13 protein-coding genes are annotated in these 15,881 nt (G+C 37.6%); 1 reads left to right on the top strand and 12 read right to left on the bottom strand.

The genetic code is table 11. The features are described 5' to 3' along the window. Positions 1 to 16: 16 nt before the first annotated feature. Both sdhA and QBK89_RS04195 read right to left on the bottom strand, forming a co-directional pair. Complete coding sequence (gene sdhA / locus QBK89_RS04190) at positions 17 to 1,768, bottom strand: succinate dehydrogenase flavoprotein subunit (protein WP_284139767.1); 1,752 nt, start codon at positions 1,766 to 1,768, stop codon at positions 17 to 19. A gap of 68 nt (positions 1,769 to 1,836) precedes the next feature. After that, positions 1,837 to 2,448 (bottom strand): succinate dehydrogenase cytochrome b558 subunit, encoded by a 612-nt coding sequence (locus QBK89_RS04195; RefSeq protein ID WP_284139768.1) that lies wholly within the window; start codon positions 2,446 to 2,448, stop codon positions 1,837 to 1,839. A 310-nt stretch (positions 2,449 to 2,758) separates the two neighbouring features. On the opposite strand from QBK89_RS04195, the gene QBK89_RS04200 reads away from it, so the two are divergent. After that, entirely contained in the window at positions 2,759 to 3,196 is a 438-nt protein-coding gene (locus QBK89_RS04200) for a DUF2507 domain-containing protein (RefSeq protein WP_284139769.1), read from the top strand. Between the two features lie 296 nt (positions 3,197 to 3,492). Here the strand turns inward: QBK89_RS04200 and uvrC are convergent, their stop codons facing one another. The 10 genes from uvrC to polX form a co-directional block, all read right to left on the bottom strand. Next, positions 3,493 to 5,271, bottom strand: coding sequence for an excinuclease ABC subunit UvrC (uvrC, locus tag QBK89_RS04205; protein ID WP_284139770.1), 1,779 nt, complete (start codon positions 5,269 to 5,271; stop codon positions 3,493 to 3,495). 166 nt (positions 5,272 to 5,437) lie between these two features. After that, a complete protein-coding gene (gene trxA, locus QBK89_RS04210) occupies positions 5,438 to 5,752 on the bottom strand; it encodes a thioredoxin (protein ID WP_284139771.1) in 315 nt (104 codons plus the stop codon). Between the two features lie 175 nt (positions 5,753 to 5,927). Beyond that, complete coding sequence (locus QBK89_RS04215; protein ID WP_284139772.1) at positions 5,928 to 6,902, bottom strand: electron transfer flavoprotein subunit alpha/FixB family protein; 975 nt, start codon at positions 6,900 to 6,902, stop codon at positions 5,928 to 5,930. A 26-nt stretch (positions 6,903 to 6,928) separates the two neighbouring features. Next, complete coding sequence (locus tag QBK89_RS04220; protein ID WP_284139773.1) at positions 6,929 to 7,702, bottom strand: electron transfer flavoprotein subunit beta/FixA family protein; 774 nt, start codon at positions 7,700 to 7,702, stop codon at positions 6,929 to 6,931. 58 nt (positions 7,703 to 7,760) lie between these two features. After that, entirely contained in the window at positions 7,761 to 8,534 is a 774-nt protein-coding gene (locus tag QBK89_RS04225; protein WP_284139774.1) for an enoyl-CoA hydratase, read from the bottom strand. A gap of 77 nt (positions 8,535 to 8,611) precedes the next feature. Next, positions 8,612 to 9,199 carry a TetR/AcrR family transcriptional regulator gene (locus tag QBK89_RS04230; RefSeq protein WP_284139775.1) on the bottom strand — a complete coding sequence of 196 codons (588 nt, stop codon included), beginning with the start codon at positions 9,197 to 9,199 and terminating at the stop codon, positions 8,612 to 8,614. A gap of 194 nt (positions 9,200 to 9,393) precedes the next feature. Then, positions 9,394 to 11,082, bottom strand: a complete 1,689-nt coding sequence (locus QBK89_RS04235) for a long-chain-fatty-acid--CoA ligase (protein WP_284139776.1) — start codon at positions 11,080 to 11,082, stop codon at positions 9,394 to 9,396. Positions 11,083 to 11,260: 178 nt separating this feature from the next. Further along, positions 11,261 to 11,674 (bottom strand): DUF350 domain-containing protein, encoded by a 414-nt coding sequence (locus tag QBK89_RS04240; RefSeq protein WP_284139777.1) that lies wholly within the window; start codon positions 11,672 to 11,674, stop codon positions 11,261 to 11,263. A gap of 16 nt (positions 11,675 to 11,690) precedes the next feature. After that, a complete protein-coding gene (locus tag QBK89_RS04245; protein ID WP_284139778.1) occupies positions 11,691 to 14,030 on the bottom strand; it encodes an endonuclease MutS2 in 2,340 nt (779 codons plus the stop codon). Positions 14,031 to 14,060: 30 nt separating this feature from the next. Next, a complete protein-coding gene (gene polX / locus QBK89_RS04250) occupies positions 14,061 to 15,779 on the bottom strand; it encodes a DNA polymerase/3'-5' exonuclease PolX (RefSeq protein WP_284139779.1) in 1,719 nt (572 codons plus the stop codon). Between the last annotated feature and the right edge of the window lie 102 nt (positions 15,780 to 15,881).

The raw sequence follows: 15,881 nt of genomic DNA on the forward strand, positions 1-15,881 counted from the left end.
AACTCCCTCCGCTTCATTAGTGCTTCGTCGTGTAATCACGCTTACGTGGTTCAATTAATGACGTATCAACATCTTCATAAGTAAATACTGGTGATTTTGTTACCGGATCATATGCTGCGACCGTCGTTTTCAACCACTCTTCATCATTGCGTTCAGGGAACTCTGGCTTATAGTGTGCCCCACGACTTTCATTACGGTTATATGCACCAAGCGTAATCACTCGAGCTAGATTTAGCATGCTTTGTAGCTGACGAGTAAACATAACACCTTGGTTACTCCAACGTGATGTATCATTAATATTAATGTTGTTCCAACGTTCTAATAGCTCTTTAATCTTCTCATCTGTCTTTAGGAGCTTGTCATTATGACGAACTACAGTAACATTATCTGTCATCCATTCTCCTAATTCCTGATGAATACGGTATGCGTTCTCATTTCCATCCATCTTCATTAAAGCTTCAAACTTTGCTTCTTCTTCTTTTACTTTGTCTTCAAACAGTTTGGATGGTAAATCTTCCACATGAACAGCAAGCCCATCAATATATTCAATTGCTTTCGGCCCAGCAACCATTCCACCGTAAATAGCGGACAATAAAGAGTTTGCTCCAAGTCGATTGGCACCATGCTGTGAATAATCACATTCACCTGCTGCAAAAATTCCAGGGATACTGGTCATTTGATCATAATCAACCCAAAGTCCACCCATTGAATAATGGACAGCAGGGAATATTTTCATTGGGACCTTACGTGGATCTTCACCAACAAACTTCTCATAAATTTCTATAATTCCGCCTAGCTTTACATCGAGCTCTTTCGGGTCCTTGTGTGAAAGATCCAAGTAAACCATGTTTTCTCCATTAATACCAAGCTTTTGATTTACACACACATCAAATATTTCACGTGTTGCAATATCACGAGGAACAAGGTTCCCATAAGCAGGATACTTTTCTTCTAGGAAATACCACGGTTCGCCATCCTTATATGTCCAAACGCGCCCGCCTTCTCCACGAGCAGATTCACTCATTAATCGTAATTTATCATCACCAGGAATGGCAGTCGGATGAATTTGAATAAATTCGCCATTCGCATATCTTGCACCTTGTTGATATAGAATACTTGCAGCTGAACCGGTATTAATGATCGAATTCGTGGACTTCCCAAAAATAATACCTGGTCCACCAGTTGCAATTATTGTAGCATCCGATGGAAATGCTTTAATTTCAAGCGATTTAAGATTTTGGGCAACAATTCCTTTTCCTACACCATCATCATCAAGTATGGCACCAATAAATTCCCAGCCCTCGTATTTAGTAACTAATCCTTCTACTTCATACCGACGCACTTGTTCATCAAGTGCGTATAAAAGCTGTTGGCCAGTTGTAGCCCCAGCGTAGGCCGTTCTATGCACTTGTGTACCTCCAAAACGACGAAAATCTAATAACCCCTCAGGTGTTCGGTTAAACATAACTCCCATACGATCCATGAGATTAATAATTTTGGGAGCAGCTTCACACATTGCTTTTACAGGGGGTTGATTAGCAAGAAAGTCCCCACCATAAATCGTATCATCAAAATGTAGCCATGGAGAATCTCCTTCTCCCTTCGTATTAACCGCACCATTGATTCCGCCTTGGGCACAAACAGAGTGAGAGCGTTTTACAGGTACAATGGAAAATAAGTCGACGCTTACCCCAGCTTCAGCAGCTTTTATGGTTGCCATGAGCCCAGCTAGACCACCGCCAACTACAGCAACTTTACGATTACTCATTGAATGCTCACCCCTTCTATTCTATTAAATAACTTCTCGTCAATGCTTTCATCTAAACAATGTCAGTGTTATACAAATGCTAATAGCGCTCTAATACCTATAAAACTAACAACTAAAAACACCGCTAATGTAACATATGTAACAATTTTCTGTGATTTTGGTGATTGTGCAAAGCCCCAATGTACCATGAAGCCCCAAAGGCCATTTGAAAAATGGAAAACTGCAGCCAGCACACCTACAATATAGAACCAGAGCATGATTGGATTCGATAAAATGTTCTCCATTAATCCAAAGCTTAGTTCTTCATTTCCTAGCCCAATTTGCACACGCGTTTCCCATACATGCCACGCAATAAAAATTAATGTGAAAACACCTGTTATTCGTTGTAGGTAAAATAACCAGTTTCGAAAAAATGAGTATTTCACTGTATTATTTCGCGCAGTAAAAGCAATGTAGACCCCTAGAATTGCATGAAACAAAATTGGTAAATAAATAACAAAGATTTCAAGCGCTAAAAGGAATGGAAGGCTTTCCAAAACTCCCGCTGCTGCGTTAAAACTTTCTTCTCCATACACAGCAAAATGATTCACCACCAAGTGCTGAACCAAAAAGATCCCAATTGGAATTACGCCTAATAGTGAGTGTAATCTTCTCCAAACAAACTCACGATGCTCCGCCATGTGTTACCCCCCTCAGATTTGATGTTGTTTTTAATGGCATGACATATTAGAGCAATAATAAAAAGATTTATTGCCGTATCAGTCACAAAATGTACATTTTGTGACATATTTATTGTACTTCTATCTGATAGGAGCGTCAAGGAAACGAATCACAAATTAATGGGAGTATTCTCCTTCTAACGCGTAATCTATTTTGAAAAGAAAAGCCTATTGCATGAATGCTAAAATAGTTGGATAATAGAGCTAATCATTAAGCGGTTTTACGATTAAGTAGCCTGCATATTTTTCCTCTTTAGAAAGGATGAACTTCATGACGAAAAAACAAAATCTACATTCCTTATCCATACTGGACAATTTACATACTTCTGGTGCCGGCTATGATGTGTTACGATATCTTGCTCTTCCTGAACTATTAGGAAAGGAAAAGGATAGCTTGCTTTATTTTATGGGGAAATCGCTTGCAAGAAACTTTGAGTTCCAAGCCTTTGGAGATATCTTATACTTTTTTGAAACAGTCGGCTGGGGAAAATTAGAGCTGATAAAAGAGAAACGAAAAGAACTTGTCTTCTATATGATGTCAGATGCTGTCGCAAGAAGACTAACTTCTGATATTCAAGCGGAGTTTCGTCTAGAAGCAGGCTTTTTAGCAGAAGCCATTCAAGCAGTAAAAGGAATCGAATGTGAATGTATGGAAGAAGTGAATTATAAAATTCATCAGGTTGCATTTAAGGTAGTATTTACAGATTAAAAGACGCTTATGCAATGATGTGTAATAACTGGACTAGACACAGAATTCTTTATTGAAAAAATCGAATAATATCGTTGAGTTTTCGATTTAAATATGATTTTTTTCATAATGTGTTTTCTAGCTGTTGAAATGGGTGAGACGCTAGTGGAACAGTACAAACCTCGGGCTAGCACGGAAAAGCACATTTTCTTTTCGTGTTAGCCCGAGGCCATGCCGCAGAAGCGCTCCCCCTTTTTAAACGCTGTTGCGATTATTCATAATTTAAGACAAATGCTAGCGATTTATCTTAACACCTTCTAATGCGATTTATTTAAAGCCTCAATAATTGCTTTTGCAATATTTGCTGGAATACCAAGCTTTGTAATATCTCCTATATCGGCTTGCTTAATCTCATCCAATGATCCAAAATGAGTTAACAGCAATCTTCTCCGCTTTTCACCAACACCTGGAATATTATCTAATTCGGACTGGAACAAGCTTTTACCTCGAAGCTGTCGATGAAATGAAATGGCAAAACGATGCACTTCATCTTGAACACGTTGCACTAAATAAAACTCCTGTGATTGTCTAGATAAAGAAACTACTTCTGGAGGTTCGCCATACAACAATTCACTTGTTTTATGTTTATCATCTTTGACAAGTCCACATAATGGAATATCTAAGCCCAACTCATTTTCCAACACATCTCTTGCTACATTCATTTGCCCCTTTCCACCATCTACGACTATTAAATCAGGTAATGGTAAAGCTTCCTTTAATACCCGGCTATAACGACGTCTAATGACCTCGCGCATTGTTTCATAATCATCTGGCCCGAGAACATCTCTTACCTTAAACTTGCGATATTCTTTTTTGTTCGGCTTTCCATCAATAAAAACAACCATGGCAGAGACGGGGTCTGTCCCTTGAATGTTGGAATTATCGAAGGCTTCAATCCGGTGCGGTGTTTCAATATGCAATGCTTGTCCAAGCTTTTCTACTGCAGCAATCGTTCGTTCTTCATCTCTTTCAATTAATGAGAACTTCTCATGTAATGAAATTCTCGCATTTTCCATTGCAAGCTCAACTAACTCCTTTTTTCGTCCACGGAAAGGAATATGCACATCTGCACTTAGAAGCTCTTGAAGAACATCAATATCTGTACCAATCGGAACAAATATTTGTTTTGGCTGCAAATGATTTTTATGCAGGTAAAAACGACCAATAAAGCTAACAAACGTTTCCTCTGGACTATCAAAGAAAGGAAATAATGATACTTCTCGTTCAATTAGCTTTCCTTGGCGTACAAAGAAAACCTGTACACACATCCATCCTTTATCATAACTGAAACCGAACACATCTCGATCGACTAGATCATTTAACATCATCTTTTGTTGTTCCATAACAACCTCGATATGCTGTATTTGATCTCGAAGCTCCTTTGCGCGTTCAAAGTTTAGTTGCTCACTTGCTTCAAGCATCTTTTCTTTTAATCGCGATTTAATATCTTTATAACCACCTTGAAGAAAAGAAGAAATACTTTGAACGATTTCTTTATACGTATCTTTAGAAGGCGGATCATCACTACAAGCCAAGCATTGATTCATATGATAATATAAGCAGTACCTTCCAGGCGGATTATTGCATTTCCTTAGCGGATATAAACGATCTAATAGCTTTTTTGTTTCTCTAGCGGCAATAACATTCGGGTATGGGCCAAAATATTTCCCTTTATCTTTTTTTACTTTTCGAGTTATTAACAGCCTTGGATGTCTCTCAGACGTAATTTTTAAGTATGGATAGGATTTATCATCCTTTAGCATCACGTTATACTTGGGATCATATTTTTTAATCAAATTCATTTCTAAAATTAATGCTTCAATTTCAGATGAAGTAACAATATATTCAAAATCAACAATCTCTTGAACAAGACGCTGTGTTTTTTGATCATGTGCACCAGTGAAATAAGATCTAATTCGATTTTTTAATAACTTCGACTTTCCTACATAAATAATGGTACCGTGCTTATCTTTCATCAAATAACATCCTGGTTGTGCTGGTAGGACGGATAGCTTTTCTTTTATGATTTGGTTCATTTATTATTCCTTCCTTTTAATCACACATGCTTCCTATATTTACTCCTCTTCCACTTCTCAATGAAAGAAACGAAAGTATACATAAATCATAATCCGCACGTTGTAAAAAAACAATCCCCTGTTACAAATTGTAACAAGGGATCTCTTCTTTTTTGATAAAGACGTATTAAGCGTGCTTGTTAATTAAATCAACAAGAGCTTCTTTTGGTTGGAAACCAATTACTTGGTCAACTACATTGCCGTCTTTGAACAGCAACAATGTTGGAATACTCATTACTCCAAATTTTCCTGCTGTTTCTTGATTTTCATCCACATCAAGCTTTACGATTTTAACTTTATCGCTCATTTCTCCATCAATTTCTTCTAATACTGGAGCGATCATTTTACATGGTCCACACCAAGGTGCCCAAAAATCCACCAATACAAGTCCTTCTGAAGTTTCTTTAGTAAAGCTTTGATCTGTAGCAGTAACAATTGCCATCTATAATCCTCCTCATTTAAGCTTAAATCTTATAATGCAAAACCATTAAAGTGAGTATATCATTAATAAGAATTCCATACTAACACTTTGCTTATACATAACTAAAATAGTAAAAAGAAACGAAACAAAAGCCTTCACATCTATTTATGAAAAAGGAATATAGAGAGACCATTCACTATGCTTTAAGCTGCTTAATTTCCTCAGTAAGCATTGGTACTACCTCAAACAAATCACCGACTATTCCATAATCAGCAACATTAAATATATTTGCTTCTGGATCTTTATTAATCGCTACAATTACTTTTGAATTTGACATTCCTGCTAAGTGCTGAATAGCTCCAGAAATACCAACTGCAATATATAAATCTGGTGTTACTACCTTTCCAGTTTGCCCAATTTGCAAGGAATAATCACAATAGTCGGCATCGCAGGCTCCACGAGATGCGCCAACTGCACCGCCTAAAACCTCTGCTAGCTCGTATAATGGCTTAAAGCCATCCGCACTTTTTACACCGCGCCCGCCAGCGATAATAACATTCGCTTCTGATAAATCTACACCTTCGGAAGCTTTACGAATAACATCTTTAATTACTGTGCGAAGATCTGTAATATCCACATCTATTGCTTCAATGGATCCTGTTCTAGATTCATCTTTATCAAGCGAAGGTATGTTATTTGGACGGATCGTAACAAATACGATACCACCTGTTACGACTTTCTTTTCAAACGCTTTTCCTGAATAAATCGGTCTTGTAAATACGGGATTATCTCCATCCATCTCGATTGCAGTTGCATCAGAGATCAAACCAATTTCTAACTTACTAGCTATTTTGGGAGTTAAATCCTTTCCGATTGCAGTATGCCCCATGATAATTCCGTTTGGTGATTCTTTTTCAATAGCTGCTAAAACAGCCTGGCCGTAGCCATCAGATGTATATTTATCTAATTTCTCATGTTCCACGGTAATAACACGATCGGCTCCATGGTAGATCATTTCCTGTGCCTGTTGGTCTAATCCATTTGCACCACATATCACACCGACAACTTCTGCATTGGCATTCATTTGTTTTGCGGCTGCTATTGCTTCAAAGGTGACATTTCGTAGCATCCCTTCTCTTGCTTCTCCAATTACAATAATTTTCTCACTCATTGGTATTTCTCCTTTCTAGCATGTAGTTAAAGTACTTTCGCTTCATTCTTAAGCAATGATACAAGCTCTTTTACTTGATCACCTATGTCACCTTCTAATACTCGACCAGCTTCTTTTTCCGCTGGTAAAAATATATCTAATGTTTTTGTTTTCGGTGCTAAGTCATCTTCATCTAAATCAAGATCATCAATTTCAAGCTCTTCTAAAGGCTTCTTCTTCGCTTTCATAATTCCAGGCAAGGAAGGATATCGTGGCTCGTTTAATCCTTGCTGACAAGTAACGAGTATCGGTAACGATGCTTCGACCTTTTCTACGTCACCCTCCACATCCTTGTCTAAGAATATCTTCTCACCATCAATTGTTAAGCTCGTAATTGTCGTCACGTAAGGAATTCCTAATCTTTCTGCTAGCCTAGGGCCAACCTGACCACTTGCCTCATCAATTGCAACATTACCTGCTAAAATCAAATCAGCATCTTTTCCATCAAAGAATGCCTCCAAAATTTTAGCTGTTGTAAACTGATCGCCTTCCTCTAAATCATCTTCTGTATTAATTAATACCGCTTTGTCTGCTCCCATCGCTAATGCAGTACGTAGTTGTTTCTCAGAATCTTCATCACCAATCGTAACGACTGTCACCTCGCCACCGTGCTCATCACGTTGCTTAATTGCTTCTTCCACTGCATATTCATCATAAGGATTGATAATGAATTCAGCACCGTCTTCTTCAATATGTCCATTTGACACAGCAATTTTTTCTTCCGTATCAAATGTCTTTTTTAGTAGTACATAAATGTTCATGTACGCTCCTCCTTCATTGAATGTTTTTAAACTAGTCATACACGCATGCTTAAATCAATTAATCTTTGAAATTCGGTTTTCGTTTTTCCATAAATGCTTGAATACCTTCTTTCGCATCAGCAGAGCCGAAAATTTCTCCAAATAAATGTGCCTCTGCTTTTGCTCCCTCATCAAATCGAGATGTCTTCGCATATGGCAAAAGTTGCATAATCCGATGAATAGAAGCTTTGCTTTTGGCAGCGAATTTTGTTGCTAGTTTACTAGCTTCATGAAAAGCTTCGCCAGTATCAACTGTTTGGTTAACTAATCCAAATTGTGCTGCTTCTTTTCCCGATATTGGTTCCCCGCTTAAAATCATCTCATATGCTTTTGCCATTCCAACATATTGTGGTAGCCGTTGTGTTCCTGCAAAGCCAGGTATTATTCCTAGGTTTAATTCTGGTAATCCAAGCTTTGTGTTCTCTTCTGCAATTCTTATATGACAAGCCATTGCCAATTCTAATCCACCACCAAGTGCCGCCCCATGAATAGCAGCAATTACAGGGATTGAAAAGTGTTCAATTCGCGAAAAAATTTCCTGTCCACTGCGCGACAATGCTTCGTAGTCTAGCGAATTTTGTAAAGAGGTGAATTCCTTTATATCCGCCCCAGCAGAGAAGAATTTCCCATCTCCACGTAAAATAATAGCCTTAGCCACCCCATTATTTTCAATAGCATCAAGTTTCTTATTCAAATCAGATAATAATGAACTGGATAATGCATTGGCAGGTGGACTTTGAATCGTAAGAATCGCTATACTCCCATCTTGCTTATAATCAACTGTACTCAACATACCCCTCCTCATTGCACATCATGCATCTTTTTAAAAAATTCCCACCTTTTTCATTCTATCAAAAAAATGAAAGCGTTTTAATCTTTTTTTGAAAGTCCTTTTGTTATCAAATCATGAACATTTGGCGCAAGTTGAACTAAATCATACTTTTCATCCTTCATTACCCAGTTTGTTACCGTCTCATCCAACGTTCCAAAAATCATCTGTCTAACGAGTGGAATGTTCATGTCCGAACGGAACAGACCTTCCTGTATTCCTTCGTTAACGATCGAATCCATTACCGTCAAATAAGACTTTAACACCTTATTAATTTCTTGACGCAACGCTAAATTTGATTGACGAAGCTCAAGCTGTGTGACAATCGCCAGATGATGGTCCTCAGCTAACTGTTGAAAATGCATTTTTATTAGTGTTAATAATTTATCATTTGCATTTTCTTTTTCCGCAATAGCGGCAGCAATTTTATCTATAAATTGCCCCATCTTCTCTTCGAATACGGATACTAATATATCTTCCTTGTTCTTGAAATACAGATATATTGTACCGTCTGCCACACCAGCCTTCTTTGCGATTTTTGAGACTTGTGAAGCATGGTAGCCATTTTCCGCAATGACTTCAACTGCAGCTTCAATAATCATTTTATACTTCGGTTTATTTTTTTTCATATTGATCTCCTTTTAATCCTTACATAAAATGAATGAGTAATCATTCATTTTATATTGTACTGATTAGAAAAAAAATTGTCAATATGAAGCCTGTCCATTATTTGGTTAAAAAGAGCTATTCGTAAATAAATACGAATATAGAGCGAGCTTATATAAAACGTTTCTTTACTAAAACGACAACCTTGACTTATTAATTATACTTTTTCTGTCTGACGTCTTTTTTCCTCATCGATTAGCTGTCTTCGTAATATTTTACCAACAGCTGTTTTTGGAAGTTCATCACGGAATTCAAATATTCTTGGTACTTTAAATGGAGCTAGATTATTTCTGCAATACGTGTTTAATTCCTCTTCTTGAAGCTCAAATCCAGTCTTTGGAACAATATATGCTTTTACTGTTTCACCGCGATATGGATCAGGAACGCCAGCTACGACAGCCTCTAAGATTCCTTCATGCTCATAAAGCACTTCTTCAATCTCGCGAGGATAAATATTATAGCCGCCGGCAATAATCATGTCTTTCTTGCGATCGACAATATAAAAATATCCATCCTTATCCATGTATCCAAGATCACCTGTTAAAAACCAATCATCTTTAAACACAAGTGCTGTTTCTTCTGGTTTTTCCCAATACCCCTTCATAATTTGCGGCCCTTTAACTGCAAGTTCTCCAACTTCTCCTAATTCTGCTTCCTCCATTGTGTCCATATCAAGTATTTTAGCATCTGTATCCGGCCATGGAACGCCAATACTACCTGGAACTCTTTTCTCCCATATAAAATTGGCATGTGTAACTGGAGATGTTTCGGTCAGCCCATAACCTTCTACAAGCTTTCCTCCCGTTACTTTTTCAAAGCTTTCTTGAACTTCAACTGGTAATGGAGCAGATCCGCTAATACAAGCCTCAATCGAAGATAGATCATAATTTGTTATATCAGGATGATTTAACAAACCAACAAAAATCGTTGGAGCCCCCGGAAATAAGGTCGGTCTTTCTTTTTCAATTGTTTTTAAAACTTCCTTTACATCAAACTTAGGCATCAAGAGCATCTTAGCTCCAAACATAATGGAAAGATTCATCACCGCAGTCATACCAAACACGTGGAAAAAAGGGAGGATCCCCATTATTACTTCTTCCCCTTGTTTCGCTTTATACATCCAAGCTTGGCACATTTGAACATTTGCAACTAGATTATAATGTGTAAGCATTACACCCTTTGGATATCCAGTTGTTCCACCAGTATATTGAAGTAGAGCTAAATCAGTCATCGGATCAATTTCTACTTTCTTATATTCTGCGTTTGCATTTGATAAAATGTGACTCCATTTGTGTGTCGTTTCACTTTGTTCAACCTTTACGACAATATTATATTGTTTTTTTTGTATAAAAGGATATACAACATTTTTAGGGAATGGCAAATAATCCTTTATGCCAGTAACAATAACATGCTTTAATGCCGTCTTCTCCCGAATATTCGTTACCCTTGGTAACAGGATATCTAAACATACGATAAAGGTTGCTCCAGCATCATTTAATTGATATTCTAATTCCCGCTCGGTGTATAAAGGGTTTGTTTGTACAACAGTTGCTCCTGCAAATAAAGCACCATAGTAGCTAATAACAGATTGCGGACAATTCGGAAGCATAATCGCAATGCGATCTCCTTTTGTCAATCCAAGCGATTGCAAATAATTTGCCATTTTCTTTGCAGCTGTATACAACTCATCATAGGTTAGCTCTTTCCCCATAAAATGAAGCGCTTTCTTTTTCCCGTAACGAGATGCAGCCTGCTCTAAAAAAACATATAATGGTTCTTTTTCATACGCAATCGTAGTCGGTATTTCCGTTGGATAATGCGAGTGCCATCTTTTCGCTTCTCCCATCCTTATTCCTCCTTTTTTACTATATTTATTCCATTATACCGACTAATTGATATTTTTTGAAATTTTATTTAACTTTTTTTAAAATAATCTACATTAGATAAATAATACCAATAATGACGAAAACAGCTGCTACAACTATTAATACCTTGGCCAATGTTTCCACGTATTCTTTTCTCCCCTATCCAATAATAATGCTTGCTCCAATGACGAAAGAAAGTCCGATTGAAATGGTCATTGAGATAAACCCTACTGCAATGTTTCCTTTCCCGATTTCCTCATCAATTTTAATCGAAGGTGTCATAAACTCAAAAACAAAATAACCTATTAATAATAATAGAAATCCAAAGGCTCCCCATCCAATACTCTGTAACAGCGTATCATTATGCTCAATCGAATACCTAAATATGGTTGCAATTCCAAAAAGCTTTCCTCCAGTTGCCATCGCGACTGCAAAATTTCCTTTTTTTATTTGTTCCCAATTTTTATAAGATGTAACAAGCTCAAAAATAGCTAAAAATACAAAAGAACACAAGATAACAACACTATATCGAGCCACTGTCTCCACAAAAACATTTTCCCAAAAAGCTCCCATTTAGCATCCTCCTCTCCTATTTCAATTCAATTACAGTAACGCCACTTCCGCCTTCCTCCATGGTTCCTTCTCTGTAATTCGATATAGAGCGATGCTTTTTCACAAAATCCTGAACCCCTTTTCTTAAAGCACCTGTTCCTTTCCCATGAATAATAGATACTCTCGGATATCCTGCAAGCAATGCATCATCGATATATTTTTCTAATCGGATAAGCGCGTCCTCGAAACGTTCTCCTCTTAAATCAAGCTCTGTTCGTATATGATAGTTTGCACCCTTTACTGTGGCCATCGGTTTTTCATAGCTCGTTTTCTTTGTCCGTACAAGCTTTAAATCCTTTCGTTTTACTTTCACCTTCATAATTCCTGCTTGAATAAGATATTCATCATCACTTACCTTTTCAATAACCGTACCCTTTTGGTTATAAGCTAATAATGTAACATCATCACCAGCATGTAAATCCCCTTGAGATTCCACTGTCCTCGGTTCTTCCCTTTTTTCTGCTCCTAGTGAAGGTAATGCATCGTCCAATGCTTTTTTAGCTTCAATCCATTCATGCTCCTTTAAGACTGCACCAGCCTTCATTTCTCTTAGTTGGCGAACAATTTGTTCTGCTTCATCTTTCGCCTTTTGAATTGCTCTCTCAGCTTTCTCCTCAGCTTTTTTATATAGCTTTTCACGCTTTTCATCAAGATTCTTCCATTCTTGTTCCAGTTGATGTTTAAGCTGTTCACTTTCTTCTAGAATTCGCTGTGCAGCCTCATAATCCTTTTCTGCTTCATGCTGTGAACGTTCAAGGGAAGCAATCATATTTTCCACACTCTTAGAATCCACACCAATAAGACTTCTCGCATGTTCAATAATTCGCGTATTTAAACCAAGTCTTTTTGATATTTCAAAGGCATTACTTCTACCTGGTACCCCAATTAATAGGCGATAAGTTGGTTGTAGAGTTTCTACATCAAATTCTACCGACGCATTCGTAACATTTTCGCGATTATAGCCATATGCCTTTAGCTCTGGATAATGCGTTGTAGCGATTACACGAGCACCTCTATTTACGACTTCATCCAAGATAGACATGGCGAGTGCTGCGCCTTCTTGTGGATCTGTTCCTGCACCGAGCTCATCAAATAAAACTAAGGATTGATGGTCGACCTGCTCCATAATTTGCACGATATTTGTCATATGCGATGAAAACGTACTTAAATTTTGTTCTATGGATTGTTCGTCACCAATGTCTGCATACACATGCTTAAACACGGCAAGCTCACAACCATCTAAAGCAGGTACTTGCAACCCTGATTGTGCCATTAATGTACATAAACCGATCATTTTTAATGTAACCGTCTTTCCCCCTGTATTGGGACCAGTTATAACAATGGTTGTAAAGGAGGAACCGATTTCAATATCATTAGCAACAACTTGGTCATGTGGAATTAATGGATGTCTTGCTTGCTGCATCTTAATTATGCCTTGATCATTTATCTTTGGCTTTGCTGCTTTCATTATCTCTGCTAGCTTGGCACGCGCATGAATAAAATCAATGGTCGCTAAAATAGAAAGATTGTCCATTAATACCGCTTCGTTTTCAGCAATTTGTCCAGTTAAACGCATTAAAATTCGATCAACTTCTTGTTGCTCATTTAAGCTAGCTTCTTGAAGCCGATTATTCATCTCTACAACAGCTTTCGGTTCCATGAATAACGTTTGACCTGATGCAGATTGATCATGTACGATTCCACCAATTGCTGCTCGATATTCATGTTTGACAGGTAAAACATACCGATCGTTTCGAATTGTAATGATTGCATCAGATAACATATTACTTTTCGTTCTCGTATAATTATCTAATTTATCTCGAACTTTGCTCTCTAATGTCCTTATTGATGTACGAATACTGCGTAGCTTTTCCGAGGCACTATCCATTACATGTCCATGATCATCAATACAGCTCTTTATTTGTTTCTCAAGGTCTCGAAGAGGTGTTATACTAATTGCTAATCCTTGAAGTATTGGTACATCCACCTCTAACTTTTCAAAAAATTCCTTCACCATTCGCCCGCCATAAATTGTATTAGCAACATCCAGGCACTCACCCGAATGTAACATTCCACCAATTACACTTCGTTTAATGCTCGGCTTAATATCGGAGATGCCACCTAGTGGAATTTCCTTATTTAGTCGCCTAATATTAACCGCTTCATCGGTTTCATTTTGTCTTAATTCTACTTCCTCGAGCTCCGTATCAGGAGTCAACTGGGCAGTAAGTTCTTTTCCCAATGATGTTGCTGCTTGCTCGCGAAGCTGTTCTATGATTTTTGTAAATTCTAACACTCGATATATCCGTTTGTTCATTCTACTTGCTCCTTTGAATACAGCTTAATATTAACGATTACGATTAAAGAAAGAGAAAAGTTTCTCTTTTGACCAAGTATTAATAACAAGCTCCTTATTAGCCCATCCTTTTTTAGCGATGCCAACTCCATATTGCATATGATCAAGCATGGCATAATTATGCGCGTCTGTGTTTATTGCAATGGGGATTCCCTGTTGTATTGCTTCTTCTACCCAACGTGCCGATAAATCCAATCGATTCGGATTTGCATTTACTTCAAGCGCCGTATTTGTTTCTTTTGCACGCGCTAAAAGCGACTCCATGTTAACAGCATATCCTTCTCTTCTTCCAATCAGCCTTCCTGTTGGATGTGCAATCAGGTTTACAAAAGGATTTTCCAGTGCGGTAAACAAACGATACATGATTTGATCCTCGGTTTGATTAAAAGCCGAATGAATAGCACCGATAACAAAATCCATTTCTTTTAAAAAATCAGTGGAGAAATCAAGCTTCCCATCTGGGAGAATATCCATTTCTACGCCCGCAAATACATGAATATCCCGATACTTCGCATTAAGTCGTTCAATATCTTCACGCTGTTTTCTTAAACGTGACTCATTCAGACCGTTCGCAACACGTAAATTTTTGGAGTGATCAGTAATCGCAATATATGCATATCCTTTTTCCCTTGCTTTCGCTACCATTTCTTCGACTGATTGTGCCCCATCACTCCAAGTAGTATGCATATGCAAATCTCCTTGAATATCTTCTAACGCAATGAGTGGCTTTTCGTTATTCAATGAATGAAACTCTTTATCTCCTTCTCTAATCTCTGGTGGTATATAAGGCAAATCAAAATGATGAAAAAATTCAACTTCATTTGCAAAGGTCAACGTTTCATCCGTTTCATCCACGTGCACCCCATATTCACTAATCTTTTGACCTTTTGATTTTGCCAGCTGACGCATTGCTACATTATGATCTTTTGAACCAGTGAAATGATGCAATGTAGTTGCAAATGCTGGAGGATTTACTAATCGAAAGTCAACATTAATATCATAAACGTCCGCTAATGTAATCGATACCTTTGTTTCTCCCTCTGCAATAACTTCTTTTATTCCTGGTATGTTCAATAAAGCATCGCGAACCTCCGAAGGTTTCTTCGTTGCTATGATGAAGTCAAGATCCTTTATTGTTTCACGCATTCTTCGTAAACTGCCAGCACGTGCAAATTGATCTATTTCTAGAATTCTAGCCAGCCTTTCTTCTATCTTTTCAGCAATAGGAAGCATAATAGCAATCGGAATACGTTCCGGGCGTGAACCTACCTCGTCTAGAGCGGCTAATATTTTCTTTGCTGACTTTTCTCCAAAACCAGCTAGCTTTTCTACACGTCCATCCTCAAGTGCCGCCTTTAAAGATTCTCCATCTATCACTTGAAGTTCTTGGTACAGCTTTGCTAATTTTTTTCCGCCAAGCCCAGGTATATTTAATAAAGGAACTAATCCTTCTGGTACTTCTTCTTGTAATTGGCGCAATGTTTCCGATGTATCCTCTTGCAAATATTCTTCGATAACTGCACTCGTTCCTTTGCCGATTCCTTTAATCTTCGTAAAGTCATCAATATCTGTTAATGACCTTTCATCCCTTTCAAGTGCCTGTGCTGCTCGTCGATAAGCTGCAATTTTAAACGGGTTCTCTCCTTTAAGCTCCATATAGACTGCTATATTTTCTAATAGCTTTATCACATCTTTTTTGTTTTTTGTCATCCATATTCACCTACTTTATTCTCTTAAGAAACATTTATTTATTTTCAGTTGAGTTCTAGTACAAACCAACATATTATATCAAGAAAAAAGACTAATTCAGCA

The sequence above is a fragment of the Virgibacillus sp. LDC-1 genome (assembly GCF_030137545.1).
Taxonomy (GTDB): Bacteria; Bacillota; Bacilli; order Bacillales; family Amphibacillaceae; genus LDC-1.

Coding starts and splice junctions, on each gene's coding strand:
- trxA (WP_284139771.1), bottom strand. CDS start 5,752: ATGGCAATTGTTACTGCTACAGATCAAAGCTTTACTAAAGAAACTTCA.
- polX (WP_284139779.1), bottom strand. CDS start 15,779: ATGACAAAAAACAAAAAAGATGTGATAAAGCTATTAGAAAATATAGCA.
- QBK89_RS04230 (WP_284139775.1), bottom strand. CDS start 9,199: ATGAAAAAAAATAAACCGAAGTATAAAATGATTATTGAAGCTGCAGTT.
- QBK89_RS04225 (WP_284139774.1), bottom strand. CDS start 8,534: ATGTTGAGTACAGTTGATTATAAGCAAGATGGGAGTATAGCGATTCTT.
- uvrC (WP_284139770.1), bottom strand. CDS start 5,271: ATGAACCAAATCATAAAAGAAAAGCTATCCGTCCTACCAGCACAACCA.
- QBK89_RS04240 (WP_284139777.1), bottom strand. CDS start 11,674: ATGGGAGCTTTTTGGGAAAATGTTTTTGTGGAGACAGTGGCTCGATAT.
- QBK89_RS04235 (WP_284139776.1), bottom strand. CDS start 11,082: ATGGGAGAAGCGAAAAGATGGCACTCGCATTATCCAACGGAAATACCG.
- sdhA (WP_284139767.1), bottom strand. CDS start 1,768: ATGAGTAATCGTAAAGTTGCTGTAGTTGGCGGTGGTCTAGCTGGGCTC.
- QBK89_RS04195 (WP_284139768.1), bottom strand. CDS start 2,448: ATGGCGGAGCATCGTGAGTTTGTTTGGAGAAGATTACACTCACTATTA.
- QBK89_RS04245 (WP_284139778.1), bottom strand. CDS start 14,030: ATGAACAAACGGATATATCGAGTGTTAGAATTTACAAAAATCATAGAA.
- QBK89_RS04200 (WP_284139769.1), top strand. CDS start 2,759: ATGACGAAAAAACAAAATCTACATTCCTTATCCATACTGGACAATTTA.
- QBK89_RS04215 (WP_284139772.1), bottom strand. CDS start 6,902: ATGAGTGAGAAAATTATTGTAATTGGAGAAGCAAGAGAAGGGATGCTA.
- QBK89_RS04220 (WP_284139773.1), bottom strand. CDS start 7,702: ATGAACATTTATGTACTACTAAAAAAGACATTTGATACGGAAGAAAAA.